This is a genomic window from Amycolatopsis pigmentata, assembly GCF_042684065.1.
Lineage (GTDB): Bacteria > Actinomycetota > Actinomycetes > Mycobacteriales > Pseudonocardiaceae > Amycolatopsis_E > Amycolatopsis_E pigmentata.
This window is the reverse complement of the sequence record NZ_JBHUKR010000015.1, coordinates 248,028-273,279: the sequence shown is the minus strand read 5'-3', so window position 1 is coordinate 273,279 and position 25,252 is coordinate 248,028. Positions and strand designations below refer to the sequence as shown.

Here is a 25,252-nt window from a genome sequence, read left to right as displayed (position 1 = left end):
TGGTGCCCACCCGAGTGGGCCCCGGAGACTGGCGGTGAGGGCCGGGCTCGCGGGGAAGGGCAGGAACATGGGCGAAGATCTGTTGCGCAGGCACCAAGCGGTACTGCCGGACTGGCTCGCGTTGTACTACGCCGAGCCGATCGAAATCGTGGAAGGACACGGCCGCCGGGTCACCGACTCCGCGGGCCGGACCTACCTCGACTTCTTCGCCGGGATCCTGACCAACGCGATCGGCTACGGCATTCCGGAGATCTCCGCGGCGATCCGGGCCCAGCTGGACACGGGCGTCGTGCACACCTCGACGCTGTACCTGATCCGCAAGCAGGTCGAGCTGGCCGAACAGATCGCGGAGCAGTCCGGAATCCCCGGTGCGAAGGTGTTCTTCACCAACTCCGGTACCGAGGCCAACGAGACCGCGCTCATGCTGACGACCCAATATCGCCGCAGTAACCAGGTTCTCGCCCTGCGTAACTCCTATCACGGGCGCGCGTTCGCCACGGTCGGCGTCACCGGCAACCGCGGCTGGTCGGCCAGTTCGCTGTCACCGATCCGGGTCTCCTCCGTGCACGGTGGCTACCGCTACCGTGACGCCTTCCGCGGCCTGTCCGACTCCGCCTACATCGACGCCTGCGTGGAAGACCTCCGGGACGTGCTGGTGACCGGCACCTCCGGTGACGTGGCCGCGTTCATCGCCGAGCCGATCCAGGGCGTAGGCGGGTTCAACGTCCCGCCGGACGGGCTGTTCGCCGCGTTCAAGGAGGTCCTCGACGACTACGGCATCCTGTTCATCTCCGACGAGGTGCAGACCGGCTGGGGCCGCACCGGCGAGCATTTCTGGGGTATCGGGGCGCACGGCGTCACGCCCGACGTGATGACCTTCGCGAAGGGGCTCGGCAACGGCCTCGCCATCGGGGGCGTGGTCGCCCGGCCCGAGGTGATGGATGCGATCACCGCCAACTCGATTTCCACCTTCGGCGGCAACCCGCTGGCCACCGCGGGCGCCAAGGCCACCCTGGACTACCTGCTGGACCACGATCTGCAGGGCAACGCGGCCAAGCTCGGCGAGCGGCTGCTGACCGGACTGCGTGAGGTCGGCGAGCGGTACGAGGTGGTCGGTGACGTGCGAGGCAAGGGCCTGATGATCGGCATCGAACTGGTCGGCCCGGACGGGGCCCCGAGCCCGGCCGCGGCCACCGCGGTGCTCGAGGGGACCCGTGAGCGCGGCCTGCTCGTGGGCAAGGGCGGGCTGCACAACAACGTCATCCGCCTCGCGCCGCCGATGACGCTCACCGGCGCCGAGGCGAGCGAGGCGCTGGAAATCCTCGAAGCGGCCATAAACTCGGCGGCCTCCGGCTGAGAAGTCCCCGTCTGAGAACCCGCGAAAGGGGCAGAAAGGACCGGACGGGCAAGCCGTACTGTGCCCGAAGGACACGACTTTCCCCACATTTCCCGGTAGTCGGCATGCTTTCCGTAGACTTGACGGCAGCCAGACATCCGGAGGTGAGGTGTGGCGGGCTCCGACGAACGTCGTTTCCAGGTGCTGCGCGCCATCGTCGCCGACTACGTGGCCAATCAGGAGCCCGTGGGGTCCAAGGCGATCGTCGACCGGCACAACCTCGGAGTCTCCAGCGCGACCGTGCGCAACGACATGGCGGCGCTGGAGGAGGAGGGCTACATCGCGCAGCCCCATACCAGCGCCGGCCGGATCCCGACGGACAAGGGCTACCGGCTGTTCGTGGACAGGCTGTCGGAGATCAAGCCGCTGTCCCCGGCCGAACGCAAGGCCATCACCACCTTCCTGGACGGCGCGGTCGACATCGACGACATGCTGCGCCGCTCGGTGCGGCTGCTCGCCCAGCTCACCCGGCAGGTCGCCGTCGTGCAGTACCCGACCATCTCCGCCGCCAGCCTGCGGCATCTGGAGGTCGTGCCCCTCTCGCCGGCCCGCCTGATGCTGGTGGTGATCACCGATTCCGGCCGGGTCGACCAGCGCACCGTCGACCTCGGGGACGTGATCACCGAGGAGAACGTGACGCGCCTGCGGGATTCGCTGAACTCCGCGCTGGCCGGCCGCCGGCTGACCGACGCGGCCTCCCGGGTGTCCGAACTGCCCGACCAGGCGCCCGGTGAGCTCCGCGACGTCTTCATCCGGGTGTGCACGGTGCTGGTGGAGCACCTGGTCGACCATCCCGAGGAAAGGCTGGTCCTCGGCGGCACCGCGAACCTCACCCGCAGCGTCGCCGACTTCCCGGGGTCGCTGCGCCAGGTGCTCGAAGCACTCGAAGAACAGGTCGTGATCCTCAAGCTCCTCGCCGAGGCGCGCAACCCCGGTGCGATCACCGTGCGCATCGGTGAGGAGAATGAGGACGAACAGATGCGCAGTACCTCGGTGGTGTCGATCGGCTACGGACGGGATGACATGCTGCTGGGCGGCATGGGCGTGGTCGGTCCGACGAGGATGGACTACCCGGGCACGATCGCCGCGGTTCGCGCGGTCGCCAACTATGTGGGGCGGATCCTGGCCGGGGGCTAGGGGGTTTGGAGGACATGAGAGCGGTGGCGAGGGACTACTACGGCATTCTCGGTGTGCCCAAGAACGCGTCGGATCAGGAGATCAAGCGCGCCTACCGGAAGCTGGCCAGAGAGCTGCACCCGGACGTCAACCCCTCCGAGGACGCGAAGCACCGGTTCAGCGAGGTCACCACCGCCTACGAGGTCCTGTCCGATCCCCAGAAGCGCAAGATCGTCGATCTCGGCGGGGATCCCCTGGACAACGGGGCAGGCGGGGGCGGCCGCGGCGGCGACCCGTTCGCCGGCTTCGGCGGCCTGGGCGACATCATGGACGCCTTCTTCGGCGCGGCCACCGGTGGCGGCCGCGGGCGGGGGCCCCGCAGCCGGGTCCAGCCCGGCTCGGACGCGCTGATCCGCATTTCGCTGACCCTGGAAGAGTGCGCGACCGGGGTGAACAAGGAGATCACGGTCGACACGGCCGTCCTGTGCGACCAGTGCCGTGGCCAGGGCACCGCGCCCGGCGGCAGCGTGCACACCTGCGACACGTGCGGTGGCCAGGGCGAGATCCAGTCCGTGCAGCGGTCGTTCCTCGGCCAGGTGGTCACCGCCCGGCCGTGCCCGGTCTGCCGTGGCTTCGGCGAGGTCATCACCGACCCGTGCCGCCAGTGCGGCGGCGACGGCCGGGTGCGGGCGCGCCGCGATGTGACCGCCAAGATCCCGGCCGGTGTCGGCGACGGTATGCGCATCCGGCTCTCCGGCCAGGGCGAGGTCGGCCCCGGCGGTGGGCCGGCGGGCGACCTTTACGTCGAGGTCGACGAGGAGCCGCACGACGTCTTCGTCCGCCAGGGCCACGACCTGCACTGCAACCTGCGCGTGCCGATGACCACCGCGGCACTGGGCGCGAGCATCCAGCTCGAGACGCTGATCGACGGCGAGTACGAACTGGACATCGAGCCCGGCACACAGCCGGACACCGAGCTGGTGCTGACCGCGCGGGGCATGCCGCGGCTGCGGTCGTCGGGCCGGGTGGACGGCCGGGGTGACCTCCACGTGCACATCGAGGTGGCGGTGCCGACCAAGCTCGACGACGTCCAGCGTGAGCTGCTCCTCGAGCTGGCTCAGCGGCGCGGGGAAGAGCTGCCCACGCTGGCCGCCAACGGCCGCGGCCAGGGCGGGCTCTTCTCGAAGCTGCGTGCCAAGAGCCACAAGTAGCGGGCTGGACCGTGGGGTTGGACACCGACACCACTCCGCCGGTGTTCCTGGTCGACGCGCTCCCCACCGGTTCGCGCGCGCTGCTCGACGGGGACGAAGCCCGTCACGCGGCCACGGTCCGGCGGATGCGGCCGGGGGAGCGGTTGACGCTGGCCGACGGCGCCGGCTCGGCCGTCGGTTGTGTGATCGAAACCGTGCACCCCGGCCGGGACGCCAGCCTCGAACTGACCGTCGAAAGCCGCTGGAGTGAACCACCGGCACGGCCACGGGTGATCATCGCGCAGGCCCTCGCCAAGGGTGACCGCGGAGAGCTCGCGGTGGAACTGGCCACCGAGGCCGGAGCCGACGCGATACTTCCCTGGCGGGCCGCCCGAAGCGTGGCGCGCTGGGACGACGGCGCTCGCGGTGCGAAAGCCCTGGCGCGCTGGCAGACCACCGTCCGTGCGGCCGCCAAACAGGCCCGGCGGGCCACCGTGCCGCCGGTGCTCACTCCGGTGGACACCGCCGGACTCTGTGAAACCGCGGAAAAATCGGCACTCGCGCTCGTCCTTGACGGAACCGCACCCCGCCGCCTCACCGAAGTGGACCTGCCCACCGATGGAGACCTGCTGCTCGTCGTCGGCCCCGAGGGCGGAATCACCGACGCCGAAGCCGAAGCACTGACCAACGCCGGAGCACTTCCGGTCCGTCTCGGGCCGACCGTCCTGCGCACTTCCACGGCGGCCGTCGTCGCCCTCGGCGCGCTCGGCGCGCTGACCAGCCGATGGACGTGAAGATTGCCCGAACATACCGAGTGTTTTCGAAACCTGGAAAAAAATGGGATGATTGCTGGCGCGGACACAGCCGCAAGCACTACCCTGAAGCTGTCTACCTGGGGGGTTCACTCGCAGGTACCCCATCTCCGCCGGACACCTCCCCCCTCGGTCCGGCGGGCCGCGGGGCGGTGGAGCGACCCCCAGGCTCCACCGCCCGCGGCATCTTCGTTCGCCTTCGGCTCACTTCGCTGCCTTGGCGGTTCCGCGTCCTTTTTGGGGGCCGAGCCCCCAGACCCCCGCCAGGGGGCAAGCCCCCTGGACCCCCCGCGAGTTTCGTGGGGTGGGGTGGGTGCCGCGAGTTCCGGGTGGGGGTGGCTCGTTCGCCTTCGGCTCACATCGTGGTGGGGGAGGGGGCTCGTTCGCCTGGCGGCTCACATCGTGTGGGGGAGTTGGGCTTGTTCGCCTGGCGGCTCACATCGGGGTTGGGAGTGTGGGGTGGGTCTTGGGGTGTGGTTAGGGTTTGGGTATGAGTGACGCGGAGACGTTGTTCGAGAGGGTTATCGCGGGGGAGATTCCCGCGGATGTGGTTTATGAGGATGAGACCACGTTCGCGTTCCGGGATATCCGGCCTCAGGCGAGGGTGCATGTGCTGGTGGTGCCGCGGAAGCGGTATCGGAATGTGGCCGAGCTGGCGGCGGCCGATCCTGGGTTGCTGGCGGATGTGCTGAGTACCTCGGCGAAAGTCGCCAAGCTGGAGGGGATTTCCGAGTCCGGGTATCGTGTCGTGTTCAACACCGACGGTGACGCCGGGCAGACGGTGTTCCACGTGCATGCCCATGTTCTCGGCGGGGAACAGCTCGGATTCTTCGGGCGGCACGGGTAACCGCGTGCGCACAGCCACCATGGCCAGCTAGCATCGTAGTCAGGTAACCCGGATGCATCAGCAGCCGCACCAGCAGACACGTCAGCAAGTCAGACACACCAGAAGGTAGGCCCGAGGACACTTGGCCGGTACCGCACAGGGTGGAGCCGCCCGCTCGGATGTCGGAGAGGACGCTCCCCAGACAGGCACCAAGAGTGCGCAGTCACGATTCCCCGTTCCGGACACGGCCGTGTTGTCGCTCCTGGGGTCACGCGACGAGAACCTGCGGGTGGCGGAAGAACTCCTGGACGCCGACGTCCACGTTCGTGGCAACGAGGTCACCCTCACCGGCGCGCCCGCCGACGTGGCCTTCGGGGAACGGGTCTTCGCCGAACTCGTCACGCTCGCCGCGAAGGGCCAGGAGGTCAAGCCGGACATGGTCCGGCGCACCGTGGCGATGCTTTCGGCAGGCGGCACCGAGTCGCCCGCCGACGTGCTCAGCATGGACATCCTGTCCCGGCGCGGGCGCACGATCCGGCCCAAGACGCTCAACCAGAAGCGCTACGTCGACGCGATCGACAGGCACACCGTCGTCTTCGGCGTCGGCCCCGCCGGCACCGGCAAGACCTACCTCGCGATGGCCAAGGCCGTGCAGGCCCTCCAGGCCAAGCAGGTCACCCGCATCATCCTGACCCGGCCCGCGGTCGAGGCCGGCGAGCGGCTCGGATACCTCCCGGGCACGCTCTACGAGAAGATCGACCCGTACCTGCGGCCGCTGTACGACGCGCTGCACGACATGGTCGACCCGGAGTCGATCCCCCGGCTGATCCAGGCGGGCACGATCGAGATCGCGCCGCTGGCCTACATGCGGGGACGCACCCTCAACGACGCCTTCATCATCCTCGACGAGGCGCAGAACACCACGCCCGAGCAGATGAAGATGTTCCTCACCCGGCTCGGCTTCGGCTCCAAGATCGTGGTCACCGGTGACATCACCCAGGTCGACCTGCCCAGCGGGCAGCGCAGCGGCCTGCGGGTGGTGCGCGAGATCCTCGAAGGCGTGGAAGACCTGCACTTCGCCACGCTCACCAGCCACGACGTGGTGCGGCACCGGCTCGTCGGCGACATCGTCGACGCCTACGAGAAGTGGCAGGCCGTCCAGGACTCCGCCACCGGGAACGGCTGGCGCCGCCAGTGAGCATGTTCGCAAATGAGATCCCGGCTCCCATGGTGACCGTTGAGCGCGCCTTGGCCGAAGGCCACGTGGATGCGGAGGCGGGCCGGAGGTCCGTCTCCGCATCCACGTTCGCGCGCAGGTCGGGAGAAAAAGAGTGAGCATCGAGATCCGGAACGAGTCCGGGGTCCCGGTCGACGAGACCTCCATCGTGTCGGCCGCGCGGTTCGCGCTCGACCGCATGGAGGTCAGCCCGCTGGCCGAGCTTTCCGTCCTGCTGGTCACCCTGGACGACATGGCCGGGCTGCACGAGCAGTGGATGGACCTGCCCGGCCCCACCGACGTCATGGCCTTCCCGATGGACGAGCTGGAGGCCGGTCACCGGCCCGACGCCGGGGAGAGTTCGCCGGCGTTGCTCGGCGACATCGTGCTCTGCCCGGACTACGCCAAGGACCAGGCGCGCACCGCGGGCCACTCGCTGATCGAGGAACTGCACCTGCTGACCGTGCACGGTGTGCTGCACCTGCTCGGCTACGACCACGCAGAGCCCGGCGAGGAACGCGAGATGTTCGGGCTGCAGAAGCGGATCCTCGACGACTTCCACGCCGCCGCGGCCAACGCCCGGCGCCGCGACACGCAGCGCACCATCGACGATCGCCTGCTCGGCGCGGCCGGACTCGACACTCCCTCCGAGGGATAGCTGCGCACCGGGGAGACGGTCACTGATGGCGAATCCCGCCGCAATGCTGGTGATCGCGGTCGGGCTGGTGTTGCTCGGCAGCGTCTTCGCCGCGGCCGACGCCGCGGTCAGCACCGTGTCACTGGCCCGCGTCGAGGGCCTGGTGCGCGGCGGCAGGCCCGGCGCGCGCCAGCTCGCCACGGTGGTGACGGAACGGCGCCGTCACATCAACCTGCTGCTCCTGCTGCGGGTCGGCTGCGAGCTCACCGCGACCGTGCTGGTCACCGTCGTGCTGTTGCGCTGGATCGACCCGGACTGGCTGGCCGTGGTGGTCGCCGCCGCGGTCATGGTCGTGGTCAGCTACGTGCTGATCGGTGTCGGCCCGCGCACGATCGGCCGCCAGCACCCCTACCGCGTCGGCATCGTGACGGCGGTGCCGGTGCGGGTGCTCGGATCGGTGCTCGGGCCGTTGAGCCGCCTGCTCATCCTCATCGGTAACGCGATCACGCCCGGTGAGGGCTTCCGCGAGGGGCCGTTCAGTTCCGAAATAGAGCTGCGCGAGCTGGTCGACCTGGCCCAGGAACGGGGGGTGGTCGAGCCCGGCGAGCGGGAGATGATCCACTCGGTCTTCGAACTGGGGGACACGGTCGCGCGCGAGGTGATGGTGCCGCGCACCGAGATCGTCTGGATCGAGGGGACCAAGACCGTCCGGCAGGCGCTCGCGTTGTCCCTGCGCACCGGTTTCACCCGGATTCCCGTGATCGGCGAGTCGGTCGACGACATCGTCGGTGTGGCCAATCTCAAGGACCTCGTGCGCGCCTCGGTGAACGAAGGATCCGCGTGCCCGGTCGAGGAACTGATGAACCCGGCGTCCTTCGTGCCGGACTCGAAACGACTGGACGACCTGCTCCGCGAGATGCAGGTTTCGCGCAACCACATGGCGATCGCGGTGGACGAGTACGGCGGGACGGCCGGCCTGCTCACCATCGAGGACATCCTCGAGGAGATCGTCGGCGAGATCACCGACGAATCCGACATCGAGGAGCGGCCGCCGGTCGAGTACCTCGACGACACCTCGGTCCGGGTCTCGGCCCGCCTGGGCGTGGACGATCTCGCCATGCTGTTCGGCGTCGACCTCGAAGGACACGACGTGGAGACGGTGGGCGGCCTGCTCGCGGAGCGGCTCGGCCGCGTTCCGCTGCCCGGGGCGGAGGCCGATATCGAGGGCCTGCGCCTGTCCGCGGAGGGCGGCAAGGACCGGCGCGGCCGGATGCGGATCACCACGGTGGTGGTCCACGCCGAAGACGGCAGGTTCCCGGGACGTAAGGTGCGTACCGGCAACGGTGACGATCACGAGCGGAGTGGCGGAGATGGCTGACGGTCCGGTGGCTGAGGGGGAACTGGAGGCCGAGGACGAGAAGCTCGTCGTGCTGGCCCGGGCGGCACGCGCCAGGACAGGGGCCGCGGAAGGCGCCGCGGTGCGCGATACCGACGGGCGCACCTACGCGGCGAGCACGGTCGACCTGCCCTCTTTCGGAATCAGCGCGCTCCAGGCGGCCGTCGCGGCCGCGGTGTCCAGTGGCGCGGAAAGCCTGGAGGCGGCCGCGGTCGTGACCGAGGACGCGCTGGTCACCGGCGCTTCGGTGCAGGCGGTGCGCGATCTCGCGCCGTCCGTGCGGATCTTCCGCGCCGACCCTTCCGGCTCGGTGCGGGAAGTACTGCGGGAAGTACGGCCGTGACCCATCGTTCCGGGTTCGCCTGTTTCGTCGGCCGTCCCAACGCCGGCAAATCGACGCTGACCAACGCGCTCGTCGGCGAAAAGGTGGCGATCACCTCCAGCAAGCCACAGACCACGCGCCACGCGATCCGCGGCATCGTGCATCGCGAGGACGCACAACTGATCATTGTGGACACTCCGGGGCTGCACCGGCCGCGAACCCTGCTCGGTGAACGGCTCAACGACCTGGTGCGCTCGACCTGGTCCGAAGTGGACGTCGTCGGATTCTGTGTCCCCGCCGACGAAAAGGTCGGACCCGGCGACCGGTTCATCGCCGCCGAGCTCGCCAAGATCGCCCGCCGGACCCCGGTCATCGGTGTCGTGACCAAGACCGACCTCGTCGCGCCGGAACGGGTCGCGGAGCAACTGCTCGCCATGCAGAAAGTCATGGACTTCGCCGAGCTGGTCCCGGTGTCCGCAGTGGACGGTTATCAGCTCGGGGTGCTCGAAGACCTTCTGGTGCAACGGCTTCCCGAAGGCCCCGTGCTCTATCCGGATGGCGACATCACCGACGAACCCGAGCAGACGCTGGTCGCCGAGCTGATCCGGGAGGCCGCGCTGGAGGGGGTGCGGGACGAGCTGCCGCATTCGATCGCGGTCACCGTCGAGGAAATGATCCCGCGCGAGGGACGCGACCTCCTCGACGTGCACGCGCTGCTGTATGTCGAGCGCCCCAGCCAGAAGGGAATCATCCTGGGGCACAAGGGAGAACGCCTGCGCACCGTCGGCTCCCAGGCGCGCCGCCACATCGAGGCGCTGCTGGGCACGAAGGTGTATCTCGACCTCCACGTCAAGGTCGCGAAGGATTGGCAGCGCGACCCGAAACAGCTGCGGCGCCTGGGATTCTGAGCGGAGATGATCCTCTGCCCGACGCGCGCCTGCTTCGGCATCGACTGCCCGCTCTGCGGCGGGCTGCGCATGGCGGGAAGCCTGGCGCGCGGTGATCTCCCCGCGGCGCTGCACTACAACGCCGTCGCGCTCGGATTCCTGCTGCTGTGCTTGTGGAGCGTGACACGCTCAGCTCGACTCGCGGCTCTCAAGGTGATCACAGAGCGCGCCGTCTGGATCCGCTATCGGGGCGGCAGGGCGCCCGACAGCTTTAGTGACATGCCTTGGGAAGGAGCGCCCTGTCGACACGATCGCGGGGGCGCGCAGACTCGCGAGAAAAACAGTGCCTGGGTGGTCGGACGCCGTCGTGGTGTGCCGGTGCGGACGTGGCAGCACTGGCGGTGGACGCCGGTGGTTTCCGGTGTGGTCTTCGTGGCGTGGTTCGTCGCGCGGAATCTGCCGTTCGCGCCGTTCACCGGTCTCTTCGTGTAGCTGTGAGACGATGAACCGGTGACACCGCTTGTGGCAACTCGCGGCAATCAGGGTGCCCACAAGGCGCGCCCTTGTTGTCCGCTATCGGGGCGGCAGGGCGCCCTACGGCCGTGCGTGACGTGCGTCGGCGAGGAGCGCCCTGTCGACACGATCGCGGGGGCGCGCAAACTCGCGGAGGAACAGTGACCCTCTATCGCGACACCGGTGTGGTGCTGCGGGTGCACAAGCTCGGTGAGGCCGACCGGATCATCACCCTGCTCACCCGCCGCCACGGCAAGGTGCGCGCGGTCGCCAAGGGCGTGCGCCGCACGACTTCCCGGTTCGGCGCCCGGCTGGAGCCCTTCGGTCACGTGGACGCCCAGTTCTACACCGGCCGCACCCTCGACGTGATCACCCAGGTCGAGACGGTGGACGCGTTCGCGCTGCCGCTGGTCGGCGACTACCAGCGCTACACCGCCGCCAGCGCGATAGCCGAGACCGCCGACCGGCTCACCGCGGAGGAGGGCGAGCCGGCGCTGCGCCTGTACCTGCTGGTCACCGGCGCGCTGCGGGCGCTCGCCGGGGGAGAGCGTGACGCCTCGCTGGTGCTCGACGCGTTCCTGCTGCGAGCGATGGCCTTCGCGGGATGGGCACCGGCCATCACCGAATGCGCCCGTTGTGGCCTGCCCGGGCCGCACAACGCGTTCAGCGTGACGGCGGGCGGTTCCCTGTGCGGCAGCTGCCGGGCGCCGGGCGCGGTGCATCCGGCGCCGGAGGTGCTGGTGCTGCTGGAGGCTCTCCTGCATGGCGACTGGGACGTGGCCGAGGCGTCCCTCGCCGGTGCGCGGCGGGACGCCAGCGGCCTGGTCGCGGCGCATCTCCAGTGGCATCTGGAGCGGCAGCTACGGTCCCTGCCACTGGTGGAACGGCGGCAAGTAACCTCGGCGAACGACTCTGGAAAGAACGACACTGGGCGAATCAGGGAGGAAACTCGTGCGGCGCAGGGCACGTGAGGTCACCGCGTCACCGATGCCGGCGCGGCGACCGGAGCCCCATCCCTCGGGTGCCACGCCCCCGGAGATCCCGGCCGCGCTGCTGCCCCGGCACGTGGCGCTGGTGATGGACGGCAACGGGCGCTGGGCCAACCAGCGGGGGCTGCCGCGGATCGAGGGCCACAAGCGCGGCGAGGCCGTGATGATCGACGTCGCGAGCGGCGCCGTCGAACTGGGCGTCCGCTGGCTTTCGGTGTATGCCTTCTCCACCGAGAACTGGAAGCGCAGTCCCGAAGAGGTGCGGTTCCTCATGGGCTTCAACCGCGACACGATCCGCCGCCAGGTGGACTATCTCGGTTCCATCGGGGTGCGGATCCGGTGGGCGGGACGGGCGCCGAGGCTGTGGCGCAGCGTGATCCGGGAACTTCAGGCCGCCGAAGAAAAGACGAAGCACAACACGGCGCTCAACATGACCATGTGCGTCAACTACGGCGGCCGTGCCGAGATCGTCGACGCCACGCGGCGCATCGCGCAACTGGCCGCCGAGGGCAAGATCAACCCGGACAAGGTGGACGAGCGGATGCTCGCGAAGTACCTGTACCAACCGGAAATGCCGGACGTGGACCTGTTCCTGCGGCCGTCGGGAGAACTGCGCACGTCGAACTTCATGCTGTGGCAGTCGGCCTACGCCGAGTTCGTCTTCCAGGACACCCTCTTCCCCGACTTCGACCGGCGGCAACTGTGGGCCGCGTGCCTCGAGTACGCCAAGCGGGACCGGCGGTTCGGGGCCGCCGTCGACGCGGCGGCCAAGGGAGCATCGTGAACGACACGGAACTGCTGGGACGTGCCCGCGAGGCGCTGGAGCGTTACCTCGAGGTGCGGGTCGACCCGGACGGTGCGCTCACCTTCGCCCACGCCGGGGTGCCGTGCGTGATCCAGTCGAGCGAACTCGCCGAGGGGCTGACCGTGCTCAGCCTGACCTGCGTGGTCGGCTGGGACCTGCCCGACCGGCCCGGCGTCGCGGCCTCCGCCGCCGAACGCGCGGGCGAGGGCCTGTTCGGCACGCTCGGCGTGATCCACACCGAGCGCGGGCTCGACATGACCCTGCGGTACGCGTTTCCCGCGCAGGGCCTGGATCCCGCCCCGCTGGGCACTCTGTTGATGCTGGTCGTGTCCACCGCTTCGCAACTGCGGGCGGAACTGCTCGACTTCGCGTCGTAAAGGGGATTGTCGGGGCACTGTGGCAGGATCTCGGCCGTGCACGTCACGACCGAGGCGCCGGAGCGGCGCAAGCCGCGGATCACCTCGCTCGAACTGCTCTGCGTCGTGCTGGCCCTGGCGATCTTCGCGCGGTCGTGGTTCGCCGACGCGCTGGACGTCCCGGCGCTGCGCACCGGGTCGACCGTGTTCGTCGCGATCTGCGTGCAGGCGTTGCCGTTCCTCGTGCTGGGCGTGCTGATCAGCGGCGCGATCGCCGCGTTCGTCCCGGCCAGGACGCTCGAGAAGGTGTTGCCCCGCAACGCCGGTGCGGCGGTCGGCGTCGCCGGGCTGGCCGGCGTCGCGCTGCCGGGCTGCGAGTGCGCTTCGGTCCCGGTGGCACGGCGGTTGATGGGCCACGGCGTCGCGCCCGCGGCGGCGCTGACCTTCCTGCTCGCCGCTCCGGCGGTCAACCCGGTCGTGCTGGTCGCCACCGCGGTCGCGTTCCCGGGCAGGCCCGAGATGGTGCTGGCCCGGTTCCTCGGCTCGTTCGCCACGGCGGTGGTGATGGGGCTGCTGTGGTCGAAATGGGGGCGCGCGGACTGGCTCGCGGAACGGGCACTGCGCCGGCTTCCCGACGTGGAAGGGCGGGGCCGGTGGGCGGTTTTCGCCGAAACCGCGCGCTCCGACCTGGCCGAGTCCGGCGGTTTCCTCGTGCTCGGCGCACTCATCGCGGCCACCCTGAACGTGCTCGTGCCCGGCGGGTGGTTCGACGTGCTGGCCGGGCATCTCGTCCTCGGCGTGGCCGTGATGGCCGTGCTGGCGGTCGTGCTCGCGTTGTGCAGTGAGGCGGACGCGTTCGTGGCCGCCTCGATGACCGCGTTGCCGCTGCTGCCGAAACTGGTCTTCCTGGTGGTCGGGCCCGCCATCGACGTGAAGCTGTTCGCGCTGCAGGCCGGTGCCTTCGGACGGTCGTTCGCCACGCGGTTCGCGCCGGTGACGTTCGTGGTCGCGGTGGTGTGCGCGGTGGCCGTCGGCGGTGTGCTCCTGTGAGGCGGGAGACACAGAACGTCCTGCTCGTTCTGCTCGGCGGCGCGCTGCTCAAACTCGGGCTCAACGGCGACTACCTGCGTTACGTCAAGCCCTCCCAACAACCCTGGGTGCTCGCCGGGGGAGCGGTGATGCTCGGGCTCGCGGTGGTCGCGATCGTCCGGGACCTGAGGGGGCGGGCCTCCCGCGACCCGCACGGCCACCACCATGCCGCCCGCTCGGCGTGGCTGCTCGTGCTGCCGGTGCTCGCGGTGTTCCTGGTCGCGCCGCCCGCGCTCGGCTCGGACTCGGTGAACCGGACCGGCACCAGGGCGCCGGACACGCAGGCGACGGCGAGTTTCCCGCCACTGCCGCCGGGTGACGTGGTGCCACTGTCCATGACCGACTTCGTGACCAGGGCCGGCTGGGACGGCACCGGATCCCTCGACGGCCGGACAGTGGCGCTGACCGGCTTCGTCAGCCATCACGGCGCTTCCGTGCTGCTGGCGCGCATGGTGATCACCTGTTGCGCCGCCGACGCCTTCCCGGTGACGGTGCACCTGACCGGCGACGCGGCCGATGCGGTCGCCGCCGACCCCGACGACACCTGGCTGGCGGTGACCGGCCGCGTCGTGCCCCGGACGGCCACCCGGGCGAACGACTACACGGCCGATTTCACCGTCGCGACCGTCCGTGCGGTACCCGCGCCCCGCGACCCTTACGAAAGCTGACGCGCCGCGGCGCAGCTCGCGCAGGTGCCGACGATCTCGACGGTGTGCGACACCTCGGAAAAACCGTTGCCCGCGGCCATTTTCTCCGCCCAGCGCTCGACGGCGAGTCCCTCGATCTCGACCGTGCGGCCGCAGTGGCGGCAGACCAGGTGATGGTGATGGTGGGCGGAGCAGCGCCGGTACATCGCCTCGCCGCTCTCGTTGCGGAGTACGTCCACCTCGCCCGCTTCGCACAGCGACTGGAGAGTGCGATAGACCGTGGTCAAGCCGATTTCGTCGCCACGTCTGCGGAGTTCGTCGTAGAGTTCCTGGGCGGTGCGGAAGTCGTCGATTCCGGCCAGGAGATCGACCACGGCCGCGCGCTGCCTGGTCGAACGGCGGCCGGGCAGCGGAGCCCGGTCCCGCGCCGGACTGATCATCTGCTTGCCTCCTCCTTCACGTGCGCCACCGCGTCCACCACGATGTGCGCGAGGTGATCATCCACCAGCCGGTAGACGACCTCACGGCCACGGCGCTCGCCTCGCACCACCCCGGCCGCCTTGAGTACCCGGAGGTGCTGGCTGATCAGCGGCTGCGCGACGTCGAGCGCGGCCACCAGTTCGTGCACGCAGCGGTCGGCGTCGCGGAGCTGCAGCACGATGGCGATGCGGACCGGCGCGGCGAGGGCCCGTAACAACTCTCCCGCGCCGGTGAGCGCGGAGGCGGGCTGGGTTGCCGTGCGGGGCTCGAGGGCGTCCGTTTCGTGGTGTTCGGTCTCCGCAGTGCCTGTTGGTGAACGCGCCCAGCCGATCTCGTGGCCAGGGCTCTCCTGTGCACTCGACTCTCGTTTCGGCTGTTCGGAGCCCTGCCCCCGAGATCGGCTACCTTCGGACGGCGCGTTCCCTCGGTCATTGTGGCCAGGTACCTCGCCCTTCGCAGACAGTCTGTCAGGCAGGGCGGCGTCCGGGCTCGCCATCGGCATGTCGGTCTCCAGCCTTGGTGTCGGTAGGACCATGGTAGTTGGCGAAGGAGAACGATCGTCGTTATCGTCTGGGGCCACCGCTGTCAAGCCTCTCCGGGCGGCCGGATACGCTTGGACGAGCCCTAACCGTCCCCGCATCTGATGGAGAGCGTGGAGTGCCCGCCAATACGATCGAGACCGTCGTCAGCCTGTGCAAGCGTCGTGGCTTCGTCTTCCCGTCCGGGGAGATCTACGGCGGTACCCGGTCGGCGTGGGATTACGGGCCTCTGGGCGTGGAGCTCAAGGAGAACATCAAGCGCCAGTGGTGGAAGACCATGGTGCAGAACCGCGAGGACGTCGTCGGGCTCGACTCGTCGGTGATCCTGCCGCGTCAGGTGTGGGTCGCGTCCGGTCACGTGAACGCTTTTCACGACCCGCTCGTGGAGTGCACGTCCTGTCACCGTCGGTTCCGGGCGGACCAGCTCGCCGAGGAGTACGCCGAGCGCACCGGCAAGGAGAACCTGGACGACGACCTGTCCGATGTGCCCTGCCCGAACTGCGGCGTCCGCGGCGAGTACACCGCGCCCCGCGAGTTCAACATGATGCTCAAGACCTACCTCGGCCCGGTGGAGAGCGAGGAGGGCCTGCACTATCTGCGACCCGAGACCGCGCAGGGCATTTTCGTCAACTTCCTCAACGTGCTCACCACCTCGCGCAAGAAACCGCCGTTCGGCATCGGGCAGATCGGCAAGTCGTTCCGGAACGAGATCACGCCGGGCAACTTCATCTTCCGCACCCGTGAGTTCGAGCAGATGGAGATGGAGTTCTTCGTCGAGCCCGGCGAGGACGAGACCTGGCACCAGTACTGGATCGACCTGCGCACCCAGTGGTACACCGACCTGGGGATCGCCTCGGAGAACCTGCGGCACTACGAGCACCCCAAAGAGAAGCTTTCGCACTACGCCAAGCGCACCGTCGACATCGAGTACCGCTTCAAGTTCTCCGCGGGCCAGGAGTGGGGCGAGCTGGAAGGCATCGCCAACCGCACCGATTTCGACCTCACCACGCATTCCAACCATTCCGGGGTGGATCTGTCCTATTTCGACCAGGCGACCGGTCAGCGGTACCGGCCGTTCGTGATCGAACCGGCCGCCGGGGTGGGCCGTCCGATGATGGCGTTCCTGCTCGACGCCTACCACGAGGACGAGGTGCCCAACGCCAAGGGCGGTGTGGACAAGCGCATCGTGCTCAAGCTGGACTACCGGCTCGCGCCGTACAAGGCCGCCGTGCTGCCGCTGTCCCGCAACGCCGACCTCACGCCGAAGGCCCGTGATCTGGCGGCGCGGCTGCGCAAGCACTGGACCGTCGACTTCGACGACGCGGGCTCGATCGGCAAGCGCTACCGCCGCCAGGAGGAGATCGGCACGCCGTTCTGCGTCACCGTGGACTTCGACTCCCTGGACGACCAGGCCGTCACCGTCCGCGAGCGCGACAGCATGGCGCAGGAGCGCATCGCCATCGACAAGGTCGAGTCCTACCTCGCCGCCCGCCTCATCGGCTGCTGACGTACCCGTGACAGTTGTCATGGGCAGGTGATGACGACTGGCCTGAGTACCGGGGCCCGCTTGGCGGCAGCCTTGCGGGTATGAACGGAATTCAGGCCACCGGCATGAACGCGGTCGTCGTGGGGGCGGCCGTGCACCTGTCCGGGCTGCGGAAGCACTACGGCGACGTGCGCGCCGTCGACGGCGTCGATCTGACGATCGCGCCGGGTGAGGTGGTCGCCCTGCTCGGCCCGAACGGCGCCGGCAAATCGACCACAGTGGACATGATCCTCGGGCTCACGAAACCCGGCGCCGGAACGGTGACCGTGTTCGGCAAGACGCCCTCCGAGGCCATCGCGCACGGCACGATCGGCGCCATGCTGCAGGGCGGTGCGCTGCTCGACGACGCGACCGTCGGCGAAATGGTCGCCATGGTGGCCTCGTTGCACCGTGAGCCGGTGCCGGTTGCGGAGGTGTTGCGGCGGGCCGGGATCTCCGAGCTGGCGGGCCGGCGCGGCAACAAGCTTTCCGGCGGCCAGAAGCAACGGGTCCGCTTCGCGATCGCCCTGGCCAGCGACCCCGACCTGCTGGTGCTCGACGAGCCGACGGCCGCGATGGACGTGGCGAGCAGGCGCGAGTTCTGGCGGGCCATGCAGGCCTACACCGAAACCGGTCGCACCGTGTTGTTCGCGACCCACTATCTCGACGAAGCCGAAGAGTTCGCCGACCGCGTGGTGCTGATGCGTGCGGGAGCGACCGTCGCCGACGGTTCGGTGGCCGAGGTCCGCTCGCTCGCGGGCGGGCGCACGCTCCGTGCCGTGGTGCCCGGCATCACCGAGGCCGCGGTCGCGAACCTGCCCGCGGTCACCGACTTCCAGCTCCGGGGCACCCGGATCGCGGTGTCGAGCGCTGATTCCGACCGGACGTTGAAAGCCCTGCTGGCGGCCTTCCCCGGCGCGCACGACATCGAGATCGCCGCGATCGGCCTCGAAGGCGCCTTCCTTTCCCTGACGGGCCAACGATGAGTGCGCATTATCTGGCTCTGGAAATCCGTCGCGTGCTCCGCTCGCCACGGTTCATGATCTTCACGGTCGCCTTCCCGGTCCTGCTTTTCCTGCTGTATACCGGAATCTTCGTCAAGGATGGCGACGGCGCGGGCACCGCCTCGCTGATGGTCAACATGACCGCGTTCGGCGCGATGGCGTCGGGTCTGTTCACCGGCACCCGGGTCGCGATCGAGCGCCAAGCGGGGTGGCAGCGGCAGTTGCGGCTCACCCCGCTGTCGGGAAGCGGCTACCTGGTGGCGAAGGCCGCGACCGGGATGATCCTCGCGCTCGCGCCGGTCATCCTGGTCCCGTTGACCGGCCTGATCGTCAAAGGCGTGTCACTGGACGCGGCCGGGTGGCTCCGGGTGACCGTCGGCGTGTGGCTCGCGGCGGTGCCGTTCGCCCTGATCGGGCTGCTCATCGGGCAGATCGGCACCGCCGACTCGACCCAGCCCATCACGCAGCTGGTGATGTTGCCGATGGCGCTGGTCGGCGGGATCTTCATCCCGATCGACGTGATGCCGCAGTGGCTGCTGAACATCGCGCACGTGCTGCCTGCCTACTGGCTCGCCCAGGTCGGCCGCGGCGGGGTCACCACCGATCACGCGACCGGTCTCGGCCAGGACGCGCTGGTGCTCGGCCTGTTCACGGTCGTGCTCTCGATCGCGGTGATTCGCCGCTACCGTAAAGACTCCGCACGAGTGTGACCCGGCGTCCCGTGAAGGACAGGAGGTAGGAGTGAACGTCGCCTTCAGAGGCGGGTTGCTCGGCGAGACCGCCGATGCCCGGCTGAGTTGGTGGTCGGCCAGCCGGAGCGCTTACGCCCGGGACAGGGTCAGCCACCGTTGGCTTGTCATCGCGGTGGTGGTCTTGCTGCCGATCTTGATGCCGGCGGTGCGCGCGGTCTCCCAGGGCGAGGTGCGGCAAGTGGGGATCGCGACGCTCGTGCTGCTGATCCCGTTCGCCTTCTGCTATCTGATCTTCCCGTACGTGTTGTTCCCGGCGCGTCCTCTGGCCGTGCAGCTGGGCTTCGTGCTCGGCATGCTCGCGCTGGCCTGGTTGCTGGTCACCAACGGCGCGAGCGTCTACGTCCTCACCTATGCAATGACGGTGGCGGCCTTGGGCGTGCCGCCGGGGTGGTTCCTGGTCTTCGACGGCCTGTCCATCTGCGCGGCGTACGCGATCGTGTTGACGGGCGGTCCGCTCAACGGCACGGTCGGTGACGTGGGCACGGTCACGGGCCTGACCATCGCGTTGTTCTTCGTCGGGCGGCTCGCGCACGCCGTGCGGCATCTGCGCGCCGCGCAGGAGGAGATCGCGACCCTGGCCGTCACGACCGAGCGGGAACGGCTGGCCCGGGACCTGCACGACATCCTCGGGCACAGTCTCACCACCATCACCGTGAAGGCGGGCCTGGCGCGGCGCGTACTGGAGAGCTCGAGCGACGTGGATCGTGCGATCACCGAAATCCGCGAGGTGGAGCAGTTGTCCCGAAGCGCCCTGTCCGACGTGCGCGCCACGGTTTCGGACTACCGGGAGGTGTCGTTGCCCGCCGAGGTCGTCGGTGCCAGGGCGGCCTTGCGGGCGGCCGAAATCGACGCGGATCTGCCCTCCGCGGTGGACAACGTGCGGCCCGATCTTCAGCAGGCGTTCGGTTACGTGTTGCGCGAAGCGGTCACCAACGTGATCCGGCATTCGGGCGCCAAACAGGTGCGGGTCCGCCTGGGCCGCACGTGGATCGAGATCACCGACGACGGCGAGGGCACGACGGCGACAGCCGGGAACGGGTTGCGGGGCCTGGGGGAGCGCCTCGCCGAGATCGGGGGGACGCTTCGCGCGGAACCACGGGAAAACGGCGGCTTCCGGGTGCGCGCCGAGGTTACGGAAAAACTGGAGGGCGCTGCGTGATCCGGGTGATGATCGCCGACGATCAGGCGATGGTGCGGGGCGCGCTGGCCACGGTGCTCGGTCTCGAAAGCGACATCGAGGTGGTGAGCCAGGTCAGTTCGGGGGACGAGGTGGTGGCCGCGGCCAAGGAGCACCGCCCCGACGTGGCGCTGCTGGACGTGCAGATGCCCGGTAAGGACGGGCTCACCGCGGCGGCCGAACTGCGTTCCGCCCTGCCGGAGTGCCGGGTCATCGTGTGCACCACTTTCGGCAGGCCCGGTTATCTCGCCCGTGCGATGGCGGCCGGTGCGGTCGGGTTCGTGGTCAAGGACTCTCCACCGGAGCAACTCGTCGACGCGGTCCGTAAAGTCCACAATGGACTCCGCGTGGTCGATCCCGCGCTGGCCGCCGAATCACTGGCCACCGGCTCGAGTCCGCTCACCGCCAGGGAACACGGGGTGCTGCGCGCCGCGGGAGACGGCGGCACGGTCGCCGACATCGCACGGGTCCTTCATCTGTCCGAAGGCACCGTGCGCAACCATCTGTCCGCCGCCATCGGCAAGACCGGTGCCCGCACCCGCGCGGAGGCGGTCCGGATCGCCGAGCAGAACGGCTGGCTCTGACGGGCGATCTCGGATGCGAAGATGGTCCGGATGGGAAAACTCAGGATCCACTGGCTGAGACGAGCCGTGTTCGGCACGCTGTTGATGGTGGTGCTGGTGATCGGGGGGACGGCCCTGCGGGTCTGGCAGGTGGCCCGCGCCGACGACCGCGAGCACGCGGACATCATCCTGGTGCTCGGGGCGGCACAGTACAACGGCAAGCCGTCCGCCATCTTCGAGGCGCGGCTCAAGCACGCCAAGCAGCTTTACCAGGAAGGCGTGGCCAAGACGATCGTCACGACCGGCGGCAACCGCGTCGGTGACAACTACACCGAGGCGTACGCCGGCCTGCTCTGGCTCCAGGCCGCGGGTGTGCCGAGCACGGCCACCTACGCGGTGCGGGAGGGAAGCGACACGCTGGGAAGCCTTCGCGCGACGGCGATCGAGGCGCGTCAGCACGGCTGGGACACGGCCGTCCTGGTCAGCGATCCGTGGCATTCGCTGCGGGCCCGGACCATGGCGAAGGACCAAGGCATCGAGGCCTGGACCTCGCCCACGCACAGCGGGCCGATCGTGCAGGCGCGGCTGACCCAGCTTAGGTACATTTACCGCGAGACCGGGGCCTTGCTGTTCTATTTGGCCAGCAGGACGCCCGCCGACGATGTCGGCGGCAGCGGATTCGGCTGACGACACCCGGGGTGAACGTGGGGTTGCCAGGTGTACACGGACCATGACCTGCGGCGATGGCTGCCGGAACCGCCGAAGACGGCCGCGCTCGCCGGCGCGAGAGCCGACGGCCGGAGCGCGTTCGCCCGCGACCGGGCGCGCGTGCTGCACTCCGCGGCACTGCGCCGGCTGGCCGGGAAGACCCAGGTGGTGGGGCCGGGAGAGGGCAGCGAAGTCACCGGTGTGCCGAGGACCAGGCTCACCCACTCGCTGGAGGTCGCGCAGATCGGCCGTGGCATCGCCGAAGAGCTGGGCGCGGACCCGGACCTGGTCGACACCGCCGGGCTGGCCCACGACATCGGGCACCCGCCGTTCGGGCACAACGGCGAACGCGCGCTCGACGAGGCCTCGCGGGAATGCGGCGGGTTCGAGGCCAACGCGCAGACGCTGCGGATCCTGACCCGGCTGGAGCCGAAGGTCGACAGTGCCGGGCTCAACCTCACCAGGGCGTGTCTCGACGCCGCGATGAAGTACCCCTGGCCGCGCCGGGCCGGACAGGCGAAATTCGGAGTCTACGACGATGACCTCGAGGTCTTCGCGTGGATCCGGGAGGGACTGCTCGAGGGCACTACGTGCCTGGAAGCCCAGATCATGGATTGGGCCGACGACGTCGCGTACTCGGTGCACGACGTCGAGGACGGAGTGCTGGCCGGGCGCATCACGCTGAAGGTGCTCGCCGACGCGGGGGAACGCACCGCGATCGCGGAGCTGGCCGCCAAACATTTTTCCGGCCAGCCCGTGTTCGCGCTGGAGAACGCGGCGCGTGACCTCCTGGACCTGCCCGTGGTCGCCGAAATGGCCTCCTACGACGCGTCGCCGGAAGCCCGGATCGCCTTGAAGCGTCTCACCAGCGAACTGGTCGGCCGTTTCGCCACCGCCGCCGTCACCGGCACTCGTGACGCCTACGGCGACGGACCGTTGTGCCGTTACGGTGCGACGCTGGCCGTCCCCGAACGGGTGGCCGCCGAGGTGGCGCTGCTCAAGGCGCTCGCCTTGCGTTACGTCATGAGCGACCCCCGCCGGCTCGCCCTGCAGGCCGGGCAACGACGGATGCTGAAGGAACTGGTGGGATTGCTGCTCCGGGACGCGCCGGATTCGCTCGACCCGATGTTCCATCCGGCGTGGGAGGCGGCCCCCGACGAGGCGGCACGCCTGCGCGTGGTGATCGACCAGGTTGCCTCCCTCACCGACGCCCAGGCCCACGCCTGGCACAGTTCCCGTCACTAACCGGCACACTTCTCGTCACCAATCCGCCATCGGCGACACACCTTTCCGGTACCGTCGGGCCGGTGACCAAGGCGAAAATCCGTGGTCCGGAACGGGACCACCTACGGTTCGGCTTCACCCTGCATCGCGCCATCGCCGGGGAGGGCGGGAACTCGTGCTTCTCGCCGTACTCCGTGGCGAGCGCGCTCGGCCTGACCGCCCAGGCGGCGAGCGGGCAGACCACGCGTGAGCTGGTCGAGCTCCTGGCCGCCGGCGATCCCGACATCGCCAAGCAGGCCGACCTGCTGCGCAGCGCGGCGACTCTGCCCGAGCAGTCCCGCCGCGAGGCGCCCGTGCTGGAGGTCGCGAACACCCTGTGGGCCGATCAGGGGCTCCCGATCGTCGAAGACTTCGCCGTGGAACTGGCCGCGTGGCCGCGAGGAACGGTCGAACCCGCGCCCTTCGCCGCCGATTCCGAAGCGGCCCGCCGGCTGATCAACGCGGATGTCGCGCGCACCACGCGTGACCTCATCCCCGAGTTGCTGGCTCCGGGATCGGTGGACAGCGACACGGTCGCCAGCCTGGTGAACGCGCTCTACCTCAAGACGTCGTGGACTCATCCGTTCTCCGGCACCGAAGACGCCGACTTCCACAGCCCCTCGGGCACCCGTCGCGTGCCCACCATGCGCCAGTCGGAAAATCTGGGTTATGCGAACGCCGACGGCTGGCAGCTCGTCGAGCTTCCCGCCGTGGGCGGGGTTGTGGCGACCATCCTGCTGCCGGACGGCGACCTGGCCGATCAGGAATCCACTATGGACGTGTCCCGGTTCGGGAGCCTGCTCGATGGCAAAGGCTACCGGCAGGTCCGGCTCGCGATGCCACGGTTCAAACTGGACACCCGGGCCGGACTCAAAGCCGTACTCGAAGGACTCGGCGTGCGGGCGATGTTCCAGCGCGACGAAGCCGATTTCAGCAGGCTCACGCCGGTCCGTCCGGTGTGGGTCGACGGCGTCGTGCACCAGGCGGTACTGCGGATCGACGAGCAGGGACTGGAGGGGGCGGCGGCCACCGCGACGACGTTCCGTACCCTGTCGATGATCAGCGGCCCGCCCCCGGTCGAGGTCGTCGTGGACCGGCCTTTCCTGCTCCTCGTGCGACACGCCGGCACGGGTGTGGTCTACTTTTTCGCCCGCGTTGTCGAACCCTGAGGTAACGAGAGTGACCGCCTTGCTCAAGGCGCCCGAGACGGTGCAGCATCCCGAACCGAAGTCGCGGCGATGGAATCGCGCCGACGCCGTGACGATGGCGTGTTACCTGTTGATCGCGTTGGGGATCTACGGCGGTCTCTGGCTGCACCTCGGCGGTGGCTACCTCTACAACAGCGCGCAGGACCAGAACATGTGGGAGTGGTTCTTCGACGTCACCGCCCACGCGGTCTGGCACTGGGAGAACCCGCTCACCTCGACGCTGCAGAACTTCCCGGTGGGCGTCAACATGATGGCCAACACCGCGATGTTCGGCCTCGGCATCCCGCTGTCCCCACTGACCATGCTGTTCGGGCCCACGGTGACCTGGGCGGTCGCGCTCACCGGAGGCCTGGCGGGCACCGCCTCCGCGTGGTACTGGCTTTTCTCCCGGTACCTGGTCACCTCGCGGTTCGCCGCCGCGATCGGCGGCGTGTTCTGCGGGTTCGCGCCGCCGATGATTTCGCACGGCAACGCGCACCCCAACTTCGCCTGTCTCTTCCTCATCCCGTTCATCGTGCTGCGGCTTATCCTGCTGGCGCAGGGAAAGCGCCCGGTGCGCGACGGGATCATCCTCGGTCTGCTGATCGCCTACCAGGTTTTCCTCGGGGAAGAGCCGCTGCTCATCTCGATGCTGGCCTTCGCGGTGTTCGCGATCGCCTACGCGGCGTCTCGTCCCCGTGAGGCGGCGAAGATGGTGCGCCCCACCGCGATCGGCGTGGGAATCGCCGCCGTGCTCGCGCTGGCGATCATCATCTACCCGCTGTGGTTCCAGTTCTTCGGCAGCCAGAGCTACAAGACCCTGGAACACGGGCCGGTCGGCAACGACACCGCCGCCTTCACCAGGTTCGCCACCGAATCGGTCGCCGGGCAGCCGGGCCCGGCCGCGGACGTGTCCCTGAACCGCACCGAGGAGAACGCGTTCTTCGGCTGGCCGCTGATCGTGCTCATGGTGGTGCTGACGATCTGGCTGTGGCGTGTGGTGCTCGCCCGCGCGATCGCGATCTCGATGTTCGTGATGGCATGGCTTTCGCTCGGCGTGCGGCTGGTGGTCGACCACACCGACACCGGCATTCCCGGGCCGTGGCAGTTGCTGGCGAACCTGCCGCTGTTCGACTCGCTGCTGGAGTCACGGCTGGCGATGGGCGCTATCCCCGCGGTCGGTGCGCTGCTGGCCATCGCCACGGACCGGGTGTTCCAGGCCGCGGCCTCGGCGTCGTCACCGGCCGGGGAGCGCCAACTGCCGGTGCGCCTGCTGTGGCTGGGTACGCTCGTCGCCGTCCTCCTGCCGATCGCGCCCACGCCGTTGCCGACGATCACTCGGCCGTCCACACCGGAGTTCTTCGCCGACGGGACCTGGAAGCGCTATGTCGCCTCCGGCTCGGTGGTCACCGTGCCGCTGCCCAACACCAGTGACGCGCGTGCCCTGCACTGGCAGACCGACGCGGATCTCGGCTTCCCCATCGCCGACGGCTACTTCGTCGGTCCCAACGGGCCGAGCGACAAGCGCGGCCGCTACGGCGCGCCCTCGCGCGCGACCGCCGATCTGCTCAATGCCGTGCGGGAGAAGGGCGATGTGCCGCCGATCACGGACAAGGACCGCGCGCAGGCCCTTGCCGACCTCCGGTACTGGCAGGCCGACGTGGTCGTGCTGGCCCCCACGGACAACCAGCAGGCACTCCAGTCCGTAGTGGAGCTCCTGCTGCGCAAATCGCCGCAGTTCGTCGACGGTGTCTGGCTCTGGGACGTCCGCTCGATGACCGCCTGACCAGCCGCGTACCAGGGGCTGTCACATCTTTGGAGACCGTCTCGTCCTTCCGGTGAAGTCGTTTGCCAGGA

At 69.3% G+C, this 25,252-nt stretch carries 27 protein-coding genes; 25 read left to right on the top strand and 2 right to left on the bottom strand.

From position 1 onward, the window contains the following. Positions 1 to 67: 67 nt before the first annotated feature. The 16 genes from ACFSXZ_RS27120 to ACFSXZ_RS27045 all read left to right on the top strand — a co-directional run bounded on the left by ACFSXZ_RS27120 (position 68) and on the right by ACFSXZ_RS27045 (position 14,218). A complete protein-coding gene (locus ACFSXZ_RS27120; protein WP_378268025.1) occupies positions 68 to 1,357 on the top strand; it encodes an aspartate aminotransferase family protein in 1,290 nt (429 codons plus the stop codon). Positions 1,358 to 1,507: 150 nt separating this feature from the next. After that, on the top strand, positions 1,508 to 2,533 hold the full coding sequence (gene hrcA / locus ACFSXZ_RS27115) for a heat-inducible transcriptional repressor HrcA (protein ID WP_378268024.1): 1,026 nt from the start codon (positions 1,508 to 1,510) through the stop codon (positions 2,531 to 2,533). Between the two features lie 23 nt (positions 2,534 to 2,556). Next, positions 2,557 to 3,723 carry a molecular chaperone DnaJ gene (dnaJ, locus tag ACFSXZ_RS27110; RefSeq protein ID WP_378268083.1) on the top strand — a complete coding sequence of 389 codons (1,167 nt, stop codon included), beginning with the start codon at positions 2,557 to 2,559 and terminating at the stop codon, positions 3,721 to 3,723. 11 nt (positions 3,724 to 3,734) lie between these two features. Continuing rightward, positions 3,735 to 4,496 (top strand): 16S rRNA (uracil(1498)-N(3))-methyltransferase, encoded by a 762-nt coding sequence (locus ACFSXZ_RS27105; RefSeq protein ID WP_378268023.1) that lies wholly within the window; start codon positions 3,735 to 3,737, stop codon positions 4,494 to 4,496. Positions 4,497 to 5,004: 508 nt separating this feature from the next. After that, positions 5,005 to 5,361, top strand: coding sequence for a histidine triad nucleotide-binding protein (locus ACFSXZ_RS27100; RefSeq protein WP_378268022.1), 357 nt, complete (start codon positions 5,005 to 5,007; stop codon positions 5,359 to 5,361). Positions 5,362 to 5,482: 121 nt separating this feature from the next. Beyond that, positions 5,483 to 6,538 carry a PhoH family protein gene (locus tag ACFSXZ_RS27095; RefSeq protein ID WP_378268021.1) on the top strand — a complete coding sequence of 352 codons (1,056 nt, stop codon included), beginning with the start codon at positions 5,483 to 5,485 and terminating at the stop codon, positions 6,536 to 6,538. Positions 6,539 to 6,671: 133 nt separating this feature from the next. Continuing rightward, the gene (gene ybeY / locus ACFSXZ_RS27090) at positions 6,672 to 7,214 is read left to right on the top strand and encodes an rRNA maturation RNase YbeY (RefSeq protein ID WP_378268020.1); all 543 of its coding nucleotides are present in this window, start codon (positions 6,672 to 6,674) and stop codon (positions 7,212 to 7,214) included. Positions 7,215 to 7,239: 25 nt separating this feature from the next. Continuing rightward, complete coding sequence (locus tag ACFSXZ_RS27085) at positions 7,240 to 8,571, top strand: hemolysin family protein (protein ID WP_378268019.1); 1,332 nt, start codon at positions 7,240 to 7,242, stop codon at positions 8,569 to 8,571. Continuing rightward, complete coding sequence (locus ACFSXZ_RS27080; RefSeq protein ID WP_378268018.1) at positions 8,564 to 8,932, top strand: cytidine deaminase; 369 nt, start codon at positions 8,564 to 8,566, stop codon at positions 8,930 to 8,932. Before ACFSXZ_RS27085 ends, ACFSXZ_RS27080 begins: the two co-directional genes overlap by 8 nt. After that, positions 8,929 to 9,819 (top strand): GTPase Era, encoded by an 891-nt coding sequence (gene era / locus ACFSXZ_RS27075; RefSeq protein ID WP_378268017.1) that lies wholly within the window; start codon positions 8,929 to 8,931, stop codon positions 9,817 to 9,819. The genes ACFSXZ_RS27080 and era overlap by 4 nt, the downstream gene beginning before the upstream one ends. A gap of 6 nt (positions 9,820 to 9,825) precedes the next feature. Further along, positions 9,826 to 10,290: a DUF2752 domain-containing protein gene (locus ACFSXZ_RS27070; RefSeq protein WP_378268016.1), complete on the top strand. Its 465-nt coding sequence runs from the start codon at positions 9,826 to 9,828 to the stop codon at positions 10,288 to 10,290. 182 nt (positions 10,291 to 10,472) lie between these two features. Then, complete coding sequence (recO, locus tag ACFSXZ_RS27065; RefSeq protein WP_378268015.1) at positions 10,473 to 11,282, top strand: DNA repair protein RecO; 810 nt, start codon at positions 10,473 to 10,475, stop codon at positions 11,280 to 11,282. Next, the gene (locus ACFSXZ_RS27060) at positions 11,263 to 12,084 is read left to right on the top strand and encodes an isoprenyl transferase (RefSeq protein WP_378268014.1); all 822 of its coding nucleotides are present in this window, start codon (positions 11,263 to 11,265) and stop codon (positions 12,082 to 12,084) included. Before recO ends, ACFSXZ_RS27060 begins: the two co-directional genes overlap by 20 nt. After that, a complete protein-coding gene (locus ACFSXZ_RS27055; RefSeq protein WP_378268013.1) occupies positions 12,081 to 12,482 on the top strand; it encodes a YbjN domain-containing protein in 402 nt (133 codons plus the stop codon). The genes ACFSXZ_RS27060 and ACFSXZ_RS27055 overlap by 4 nt, the downstream gene beginning before the upstream one ends. A gap of 36 nt (positions 12,483 to 12,518) precedes the next feature. Beyond that, positions 12,519 to 13,511 carry a permease gene (locus tag ACFSXZ_RS27050; RefSeq protein ID WP_378268012.1) on the top strand — a complete coding sequence of 331 codons (993 nt, stop codon included), beginning with the start codon at positions 12,519 to 12,521 and terminating at the stop codon, positions 13,509 to 13,511. Continuing rightward, the gene (locus ACFSXZ_RS27045; RefSeq protein WP_378268011.1) at positions 13,508 to 14,218 is read left to right on the top strand and encodes a TIGR03943 family putative permease subunit; all 711 of its coding nucleotides are present in this window, start codon (positions 13,508 to 13,510) and stop codon (positions 14,216 to 14,218) included. Before ACFSXZ_RS27050 ends, ACFSXZ_RS27045 begins: the two co-directional genes overlap by 4 nt. Here the strand turns inward: ACFSXZ_RS27045 and ACFSXZ_RS27040 are convergent. Both ACFSXZ_RS27040 and ACFSXZ_RS27035 read right to left on the bottom strand, forming a co-directional pair. Further along, positions 14,206 to 14,637 carry a Fur family transcriptional regulator gene (locus ACFSXZ_RS27040; protein WP_378268010.1) on the bottom strand — a complete coding sequence of 144 codons (432 nt, stop codon included), beginning with the start codon at positions 14,635 to 14,637 and terminating at the stop codon, positions 14,206 to 14,208. The genes ACFSXZ_RS27045 and ACFSXZ_RS27040 overlap by 13 nt on opposite strands. Continuing rightward, entirely contained in the window at positions 14,634 to 15,008 is a 375-nt protein-coding gene (locus ACFSXZ_RS27035) for an ArsR/SmtB family transcription factor (RefSeq protein WP_378268082.1), read from the bottom strand. Before ACFSXZ_RS27035 ends, ACFSXZ_RS27040 begins: the two co-directional genes overlap by 4 nt. 326 nt (positions 15,009 to 15,334) lie before the next feature. Between ACFSXZ_RS27035 and ACFSXZ_RS27030 the strand changes: the two genes are divergently transcribed. The 9 genes from ACFSXZ_RS27030 to ACFSXZ_RS26990 all read left to right on the top strand — a co-directional run bounded on the left by ACFSXZ_RS27030 (position 15,335) and on the right by ACFSXZ_RS26990 (position 25,181). Then, complete coding sequence (locus tag ACFSXZ_RS27030) at positions 15,335 to 16,723, top strand: glycine--tRNA ligase (RefSeq protein WP_378268009.1); 1,389 nt, start codon at positions 15,335 to 15,337, stop codon at positions 16,721 to 16,723. Between the two features lie 80 nt (positions 16,724 to 16,803). Next, a complete protein-coding gene (locus tag ACFSXZ_RS27025) occupies positions 16,804 to 17,727 on the top strand; it encodes an ABC transporter ATP-binding protein (RefSeq protein ID WP_378268008.1) in 924 nt (307 codons plus the stop codon). Beyond that, positions 17,724 to 18,455: an ABC transporter permease gene (locus ACFSXZ_RS27020; RefSeq protein WP_378268007.1), complete on the top strand. Its 732-nt coding sequence runs from the start codon at positions 17,724 to 17,726 to the stop codon at positions 18,453 to 18,455. Before ACFSXZ_RS27025 ends, ACFSXZ_RS27020 begins: the two co-directional genes overlap by 4 nt. A gap of 31 nt (positions 18,456 to 18,486) precedes the next feature. Beyond that, positions 18,487 to 19,656 carry a sensor histidine kinase gene (locus ACFSXZ_RS27015; protein ID WP_378268006.1) on the top strand — a complete coding sequence of 390 codons (1,170 nt, stop codon included), beginning with the start codon at positions 18,487 to 18,489 and terminating at the stop codon, positions 19,654 to 19,656. Further along, positions 19,653 to 20,258: a response regulator transcription factor gene (locus ACFSXZ_RS27010; protein ID WP_378268005.1), complete on the top strand. Its 606-nt coding sequence runs from the start codon at positions 19,653 to 19,655 to the stop codon at positions 20,256 to 20,258. Before ACFSXZ_RS27015 ends, ACFSXZ_RS27010 begins: the two co-directional genes overlap by 4 nt. Positions 20,259 to 20,288: 30 nt before the next feature. Then, a complete protein-coding gene (locus ACFSXZ_RS27005; RefSeq protein ID WP_378268004.1) occupies positions 20,289 to 20,924 on the top strand; it encodes a YdcF family protein in 636 nt (211 codons plus the stop codon). 30 nt (positions 20,925 to 20,954) lie between these two features. Continuing rightward, positions 20,955 to 22,190: a deoxyguanosinetriphosphate triphosphohydrolase gene (locus ACFSXZ_RS27000; protein WP_378268003.1), complete on the top strand. Its 1,236-nt coding sequence runs from the start codon at positions 20,955 to 20,957 to the stop codon at positions 22,188 to 22,190. Between the two features lie 62 nt (positions 22,191 to 22,252). Beyond that, entirely contained in the window at positions 22,253 to 23,377 is a 1,125-nt protein-coding gene (locus tag ACFSXZ_RS26995) for a serpin family protein (protein WP_378268002.1), read from the top strand. Between the two features lie 10 nt (positions 23,378 to 23,387). Continuing rightward, entirely contained in the window at positions 23,388 to 25,181 is a 1,794-nt protein-coding gene (locus tag ACFSXZ_RS26990) for a glycosyl transferase (RefSeq protein WP_378268001.1), read from the top strand. Positions 25,182 to 25,252: the final 71 nt, after the last annotated feature.